Genomic DNA, 7,012 nt, shown 5'->3' with positions numbered 1-7,012 from the left:
TTCATCCCCCCTCGCGGCGAACCCCCTTTATAATAAATACTCATTTTTGGGGGGGTTGGGGTTGGGGGGGAAGCACCCCCCCCCCCAACGCTCACGAGCCCTTGAAGTAGGCGGTCAAGGCCTCCCGCCAGTGCCGCAGCGGCGTCAGCCCGGCCTCGGCCCACGAGGCGTTCGACAGCACCGAGTACGCGGGCCGCGCGACCGGGCTCGGGAAGTCCGCGCTGGTGCACGGCTTCACCCGCTCCGGGTCGGCGCCCGCCGCCTCGAAGATCGCGCGCGCGAAGCCGAACCAGGTCGTCTCGCCCGCGCCGGTGCAGTGCAGGATCCGGCTCGACGGGGCGTCGCCCGCGACGATCCGGCCTGCCAGTTCCAGCAACCCGGCCGCCAGGTCGGCGGAGGCCGTCGGCGAGCCGCGCTGATCGTCCACAACGGACACCGTGTCGCGCTCGGCTTCCAGCCTGACCATGGTGCGCACGAAGTTGTGCCCGGTCTTCCCGTACACCCACGCGGTGCGCACGATCCACGCCCGCGCGCCCGAGCCGAGCACGGCGTCCTCGCCCGCGGCCTTCGTCCGGCCGTAGGCGCTGCGTGGCCCGATCGGGTCGGTGACCTCGTACGGCCGCGAGGCGTCGCCGGGGAACACGTAGTCCGTCGAGACGTGGATCAGCGGCACCCGGCGGGCCGAGCAGGCGGCCGCGAGCACGCGCGGGCCGTCGGCGTTGACCGCGAACGCGCGCTCTTCCTCGGTCTCGGCCTTGTCGACCGCCGTGTACGCGCCCGCGTTGACGACCACGGGCCGCTGCCCGGCGTCCTTCGCGGCGTCCGCGAACTCGGTCACCACGCGGATGACGTCACCGGTGCGGGTGAGGTCGAGTTCCTTCGACCCCAGCGCCGTCACCTTGACGCCGTCACCCGCCAGAGCGGCGAGGTCCTGCCCGAGCTGCCCCGATCCACCGGGCACCAGAACTGTCAGCAACGAGTACTCACTTTCCCGTCAGCGCGGCGCGGTCCTTGAGGCGCTCCCACCACTGGCGGTTCTCGGTGTACCAGCGAACGGTCTCGGCCAAGCCCTCGTCGAAGGTCTTCAGCGGGGTGTAGCCGAGCTCTTTGTTGATCTTGGTGATGTCGACCGAGTAGCGCCGGTCGTGGCCCTTGCGGTCCTCCACCGGCTCGACCCGCTCCCAGCCGGCGCCGACGGCGGCCAGCAGGCGCTCGGTCAGCTCGCGGTTGCTCAGCTCGGTGCCGCCGCCGATGTTGTAGATCTCGCCGGCGCGCCCGCCGTCGGCGACCAGCTGGATGCCTCGGCAGTGATCGTCGACGTGCAGCCAGTCACGCACGTTGAGGCCGTCGCCGTACAGCGGCACGTTCTTGCCGTCGAGCAGGTTGGTGACGAACAGCGGGATGACCTTCTCGGGGAACTGGTACGGCCCGTAGTTGTTCGAGCACCGCGTGACGCACACCGGCAGCCCGTGGGTGCGGAAGAACGACCGAGCCAGCAGGTCCGAGGACGCCTTCGACGCCGAATAGGGTGAATTCGGCTCCAGGATGTGATCTTCCGACCACGAGCCTTCCTGGATGGATCCGTACACCTCGTCGGTCGAGACGTGGACGAATTTGCCCACATTCGCCGAAAGGGCGGCCTGCAGCAGGGTTTGCGTGCCGAGCACGTTGGTCAGCACGAAGTCGGCCGACCCGAGGATCGAACGGTCCACATGGGACTCGGCGGCGAAGTGCACGACCAGGTCCACCCCGGCCATCACCTCGGTGACCACGCCGGGGTCACAGATGTCGCCGCGCACGAAGCGCAGCCTGGGGTCGTCGGCGACCGGCGCGAGGTTCTCCTCGCTGCCCGCGTAGGTGAGCTTGTCCAGCACGATCACCTCGGCACCGGAGAGGCTTGGATATGCGCCGGTCAGCACCTGTCGCACATAATGCGAACCGATGAACCCCGCGCCGCCGGTGACCAGTACCCGCATGTTCCGTCCCCTTCGAATCGTCGTACCGCCTCGCTCAGTGTTCCACGGGCCACTCGAGCGCACTCCCGTCGTACGGACGCCTTACATCAGGTCGGTAATCTGGAGCCGGGGGCAAGCTCATGCCCAGGGGTTTGTCGGCGGGGAGGACCGAGCGTGACCGAGTGGCCACCGAAACCGATCCCCGCACCGCGTCGCCGTCGTGACCATGGTGCGGGCACCTTCGCGCGCCGTGGTGGAAAAACGCTGGTGACACTCGTGTCCGTCGCGGTACTCACCGTCACCTGGTACGGCTGGCAGTTCATCGGTGACCCGAACGAGGGACTCGCCACCACCGACGTCTTCGAGAACAACCAGCTGCACGCGAAGCCGCTCGACGGCGCGATCGACATACTCCTGGTCGGCCAGGACAGCCGCACCGACGCGCAGGGCAACCCGCTGTCGCGCGAGGTGCTCGACATGCTGCACGGCGGCATCTCCGACGGCGAGCGCCAGACCGACACGATGATCCTGGTGCACATCCCGCAGGACGGCAGGCGCGCGATCGCCATCTCGTTCCCGCGTGACTCGTGGGTCGAGATCACCGGCGGCTTCGGCAAGCACCGGCTCAACAGCGCGTACGTGTACGCCTACAACGACACCTCGAAAACCCTGCAGCAGCAAGGAAACAGCGACCTCAAGGACGTCGACGGCAAGGCCAAGATCGCCGGGCGCAAGAACCTCATCCAGACGCTGGAGACGTTCATCGGCAAGCCGGGCATGATCGACCGTTACGCCGAGGTCAACCTCGCCAGCTTCTACGAGGTGACGAAGGCCATCGGCGGCATCGACGTCTGCCTCAACACGCCTGTGAAGGAACGACTGTCCGGAGTGGACCTTCCGGCTGGCAGGCAGTCCATCGAAGGCGCGCAGGCACTGGCTTTCGTGCGCCAGCGGCACGGGCTGCCCAACGGCGATCTCGACCGGATCGTCCGGCAGCAGGCGTTCCTGTCCGGGCTGGCGAACAAGGTGCTCTCCAGCTCGGTGCTGGCGAACCCGTTCAAGATCTCCGAGCTGGTCGACGCGGTGAAGAAGTCCGTGGTGCTCTCGGCAGGCTGGGACCTGTTCGAGTTCGCCGAGCAGATGCGCGGGCTGAGCGGCGGGAACATCGAGTTCCACACCATCCCGACGCAGGGCAACGCCGTCATCGGTGGCGCGGACGTGCTCCGCGTCGACCCGGTCGAGGTGCGCGCCGCGGTGTCGAGGCTCGTCCACGATCCCAACGCGCCGGAGGAGAAGCCCGGCGCGAAGCTGCCGGGCGCCGAGGCCGTGACGATCGACCTGTTCGACGGCACCGGCACCGGGCTCGGCGAGCAGACGCGGCAGGCGCTGTCGGAGAAGGGTTTCCAGCTCGGCGAGAACACCAAGCTCGCGGCTCGCAGCACCACGGTCATCCGGTTCGCGCCGGGTGACGAGGCCTCTGTGGAGCTGGTGAAGCAGGTGCTGGGCGAATCGGTTGAGCTGGAGCCGGACCGTGACGTCGCCAAGGGGCACGCGCGGGTGCTGCTCGGCAAGGACTTCAAGGGCGTGACGACGGCGGCTTCGGCCCCGCCCACCAGCAGCTCGGCGCCGAAGTCGACGCCGTCGTCCCCGGCGACGTCCTCGTCGGCGCCGGAGCAGAAGCCGATCACCGCGGGTGGCGTGCCTTGCGTGAACTAGACGGGGAGGAGCGTCCGAAGCCGACGCCCTACCCTCGTCCGAAGAACGAGGACACCCCCACACCGACACCGGAACCCGAACCCGAAGAGACCGAGCCCGAGGTTCGCCGCAGGCACCCCGTCCGGCTCGCCGGGAAGATCGGGCTGGCCCTGCTCTCGGTGGTCGCGCTGGCCTCGAGCGGCTACGCCTACGTCGCGACCGAGCAGGTCCAGAACAATCTCCCGACGACGAACGCGCTGAGCAAGCCGGACGACCCCGCCGCGCCGCCTGCCGACGACGGTGCGAACGACATCCTGCTGGTCGGCAGCGACGCGCGCACTGACCAGCAAGGTCACCAGCTGCCGTTGCGCATGCTGAAGCAGCTGCGGACCGAGGAGAATCCCGGCGTCAGCACGGACACGATCATCCTGCTGCGCATCCCGAAGAACGGCGGGAAGCCGTCGGTGGTCTCGATCCCGCGCGACACCTGGGTCGAGGTGCCCGGCCGAGGCAAGACGAAGATCAACTCGGCGTACGGCGTCGCCAAGGAGAAGTTCGCCTCCGCGCGGCGCGGCGAGGGTGAGAAGGATCGCGAGAAGATCGAGCGCGACTCCGACCAGGAGGGGCGCCACGTACTGGTCCAGACCGTGCAGGACTTCACCCAGGTCCGCATCGACCACTACGCCGAGGTCAACCTGCTGGGCTTCTACCTGCTCACCGAGGCGCTCGGTGGCGTGACCGTCTGCCTGAACCATTCGACCTCGGACGCCGATTCGGGAGCCAATTTCCGCCGCGGCGAGCAGAAGGTGTCCGGCGGCGAGGCGCTTTCCTTTGTGCGCCAGCGGAAGAACCTGCCGCGTGGCGACCTGGACCGCATCGTGCGGCAGCAGGCGTTCCTGTCGTCGGCGATCAACCAGGTGCTCTCAGCGGGAACGCTGGCCAGTCCGTCGACCATGGGCAACCTGATCGAGGCGATCCACAAGTCGATCGTGCTCGACGAAGGCCTTGACCTGCTCGACTTCGCCCAGCAGGTCAAGAGCATCGCGTCCGGCACCATCGCCTTCGAGACGATTCCGGTGGTCAACATCAACGGCCGCAGCGAAGACGGCCAGCAGAGCATCGTCGAGGTCGACCCTGCGGCGGTCCGCCAGTTCCTGCATGGCCTGGTCGGGCGCACCGCGCCGACGGGTGGCGGCGGCGCACCAGCGGCGGCGGCACCTTCGGTCCCCTGCGTGAACTAACGTGGTGTCCGTGAGCCTCACCGAGCACCTGCTGCGACCGCTGTTGTCCTCGCCCGCGCGTCCGCTGATCACGCATTACGACGACGCCACCGGCAGCCGGATCGAGCTGTCCGTCGCCACCACGGTGAACTGGGCGGCCAAGACGGCCAACTGGCTCGTCGAAGAGGCGGACGTGGAAGCGGGCGACGAGGTCGGCGTACGCCTGCCCGCGCACTGGCAGACGGCCGGAGTGCTGCTCGGCGCGTGGTGGTGCGGCGCCACGGTGGTCACGGAGGCCCCCGGCGTCACCTTCGTGGGCCCCGGTGAGACTTCGCCTGCTTCGCTGACGCCGATCGTGGCCATGGACCCGTTCGGCATGGGCATGGGCGTCACCAGCGGCCTGAACTTCCTGGCCGACGTGAAGATGTACGGCGACGACTTCTCGCCGCTGTTCCCGATCCCCGGCGATTCCCCGGCGCTGCTGTCGTCCACTGTGGACGAAGTACTCGCTGAAGCCCGTTCCCGTGCTTCGAAACTGGGCATCACCTCAGCCGACCGCGTACTCTCCACAGTGGACTGGACATTCCCGGACGGCGTACTCGACGGCCTGCTCGCGCCACTCTCGGCCGGCGCGCATCTGGTCCACGTCAGCAACGCGGACCCCGCGAAACTGGCCGACCGCCGCGCGGCGGAGCGCACGACGGCCGACCTGCTGGGCTAAGCGGGCTGCAGCTCGCGCTGTTCGCGCTTGCTCCAGAAGAGCAGGTGGTCCAAGGAGATCCGGCCGCCGTTGAACCCGAGCGCCAGCCCGGCGAGCGCGAGCACGAACACCAGCTCGTAACCGCCCTGCCCGGTCAGCCCGTTGTCGATGTGGACGGACAGCAGCGCGCCGACGGACACGACCACGTAGCCGATCGCGACCAGCGGCAGCGCGAACCCGACGATAAAGGCAATGGAGCCAAGGATTTCCACGGTCATCGCGAACACGGCGGCGACCTCGGGCAGCGGAATGCCCATCTTGCCGAAGAAACCGGCGGTCCCGGCGATCCCGTTGTCCCATTTCTGCAGACCGTGCGCGAGGAAGACGACCGCGACCCCGATCCGACCCAGCAGCAGCGTGACATCTTTGACGCGAGCGAACATCAGGCTTCCCCGATCAGTGAAGATTCAACTTACCGGGCCCACGCTAGGAGGTTTTCCACCGTTTTCGACAGGAGATCACGGGTATCGACAGGAACCCGACAGGATCAAGTCCGGTGTTCTCTGGCCGCCACGAAGCAGTACGCGCCGAACGCCGCGAACCCCAGCGCGACGACCGTGAGCAGCACACTTCCGAACGGCTGAGCCGCCAGCGTCTTCAGCGCGACATCCAGCCCGCCCGCCTGATTCGCGTCCGCGTTGAACCCGGCGATGCCCAGCAGGACACCCACGATCGCGTAAACGACAGCCTTCGCCAGGTATCCCGCCATCCCCAGCTTCTCGACCCAGTCTCGATTGGTGTCGAGATCCTCCATGAAGCTCTTCTTGATGGCCTTGACCGCGGCGGTCACCGCCACCCCGAGCACCGCGACCCCGGCGAGCACCACCAGGAACGGCCCAGCGGGCCAGGCCAGCACCTTCGCCGTCAGCCCCTGCGACTGCCCGGTCGACGACGATTCGCCGCTCCCCACAGCGAGTTGCACGGCCGAGATCCCGATCCCGACCGCCACCACACCCCGCACGCCTGACCCGATGCGCTTGCGCACCTGTCTGCCCTTGTCGGTGATCCAGTGATAGCCGTTCGCCACCATGAGGCCTTGCCAGGCCGCGAACGCCAGCAACCCGGCCGCCAGTGCCCAGAGCAGCACGGTGCCGAACGTGGTCGACCCGACCTCGGCGAGCGCGCCCTTCTGGTCAGCCGACTGCCCGGAGGCACCGAAGGCCACCTTGACGGCGATGTAGGCGATCACCAGGTGCACGAACCCGAAGCAGCCCATCCCGATCCGGCCCAGCACCTGGGCGACGTCACTCTTCTCAGCACGCGATGCCATGTCAGCCATCGCTTCAGTCTCACCCTGTCGACCGACCCCCGCCGATCGACTGCTCCAAGCGGACCAGTCGCCCCCAGGACTGGGGTCGTGAGTGGTACGGCCGGTTCTAACC

At 68.1% G+C, this 7,012-nt stretch carries 7 protein-coding genes; 3 read left to right on the top strand and 4 right to left on the bottom strand.

Annotated elements, in window-relative coordinates:
* Nucleotides 1-91 precede the first annotated feature (91 nt).
* Together rfbD and rfbB are read right to left on the bottom strand one after the other, a co-directional pair.
* Nucleotides 92-976 carry a dTDP-4-dehydrorhamnose reductase gene (gene rfbD, locus ACFV15_RS39060; protein WP_378357288.1) on the bottom strand — a complete coding sequence of 295 codons (885 nt, stop codon included), beginning with the start codon at nucleotides 974-976 and terminating at the stop codon, nucleotides 92-94.
* Nucleotides 977-983: 7 nt separating this feature from the next.
* On the bottom strand, nucleotides 984-1,976 hold the full coding sequence (gene rfbB / locus ACFV15_RS39055; RefSeq protein WP_378357286.1) for a dTDP-glucose 4,6-dehydratase: 993 nt from the start codon (nucleotides 1,974-1,976) through the stop codon (nucleotides 984-986).
* Nucleotides 1,977-2,129: 153 nt separating this feature from the next.
* Between rfbB and ACFV15_RS39050 the strand changes: the two genes are divergently transcribed.
* The 3 genes from ACFV15_RS39050 (at nucleotide 2,130) to ACFV15_RS39040 (ending at nucleotide 5,591) form a co-directional block, all read left to right on the top strand.
* Nucleotides 2,130-3,671: an LCP family protein gene (locus ACFV15_RS39050; protein ID WP_378357284.1), complete on the top strand. Its 1,542-nt coding sequence runs from the start codon at nucleotides 2,130-2,132 to the stop codon at nucleotides 3,669-3,671.
* Nucleotides 3,672-3,808: 137 nt separating this feature from the next.
* The gene (locus ACFV15_RS39045; protein ID WP_378357293.1) at nucleotides 3,809-4,891 is read left to right on the top strand and encodes an LCP family protein; all 1,083 of its coding nucleotides are present in this window, start codon (nucleotides 3,809-3,811) and stop codon (nucleotides 4,889-4,891) included.
* Nucleotides 4,892-4,901: 10 nt separating this feature from the next.
* Nucleotides 4,902-5,591, top strand: coding sequence for a TIGR03089 family protein (locus ACFV15_RS39040; RefSeq protein ID WP_378357283.1), 690 nt, complete (start codon nucleotides 4,902-4,904; stop codon nucleotides 5,589-5,591).
* On the opposite strand, the gene ACFV15_RS39035 is transcribed toward ACFV15_RS39040, so the two are convergent.
* Both ACFV15_RS39035 and ACFV15_RS39030 read right to left on the bottom strand, forming a co-directional pair.
* Entirely contained in the window at nucleotides 5,588-6,013 is a 426-nt protein-coding gene (locus ACFV15_RS39035) for a DoxX family protein (protein ID WP_378357282.1), read from the bottom strand. The genes ACFV15_RS39040 and ACFV15_RS39035 overlap by 4 nt on opposite strands.
* Before the next feature lie 104 nt (nucleotides 6,014-6,117).
* Nucleotides 6,118-6,909 (bottom strand): DUF1206 domain-containing protein, encoded by a 792-nt coding sequence (locus ACFV15_RS39030; protein WP_378357281.1) that lies wholly within the window; start codon nucleotides 6,907-6,909, stop codon nucleotides 6,118-6,120.
* Nucleotides 6,910-7,012 lie beyond the last annotated feature (103 nt).

The organism is Amycolatopsis sp. NPDC059657 (assembly GCF_042734395.1).
GTDB lineage: Bacteria > Actinomycetota > Actinomycetes > Mycobacteriales > Pseudonocardiaceae > Amycolatopsis.
Note: the sequence above shows the minus strand (reverse complement) of the source record. Positions and strands in the feature narration are given on the sequence as shown.

Coding starts and splice junctions, on each gene's coding strand:
- rfbB (WP_378357286.1), bottom strand. CDS start 1,976: ATGCGGGTACTGGTCACCGGCGGCGCGGGGTTCATCGGTTCGCATTAT.
- ACFV15_RS39035 (WP_378357282.1), bottom strand. CDS start 6,013: ATGTTCGCTCGCGTCAAAGATGTCACGCTGCTGCTGGGTCGGATCGGG.
- ACFV15_RS39030 (WP_378357281.1), bottom strand. CDS start 6,909: ATGGCTGACATGGCATCGCGTGCTGAGAAGAGTGACGTCGCCCAGGTG.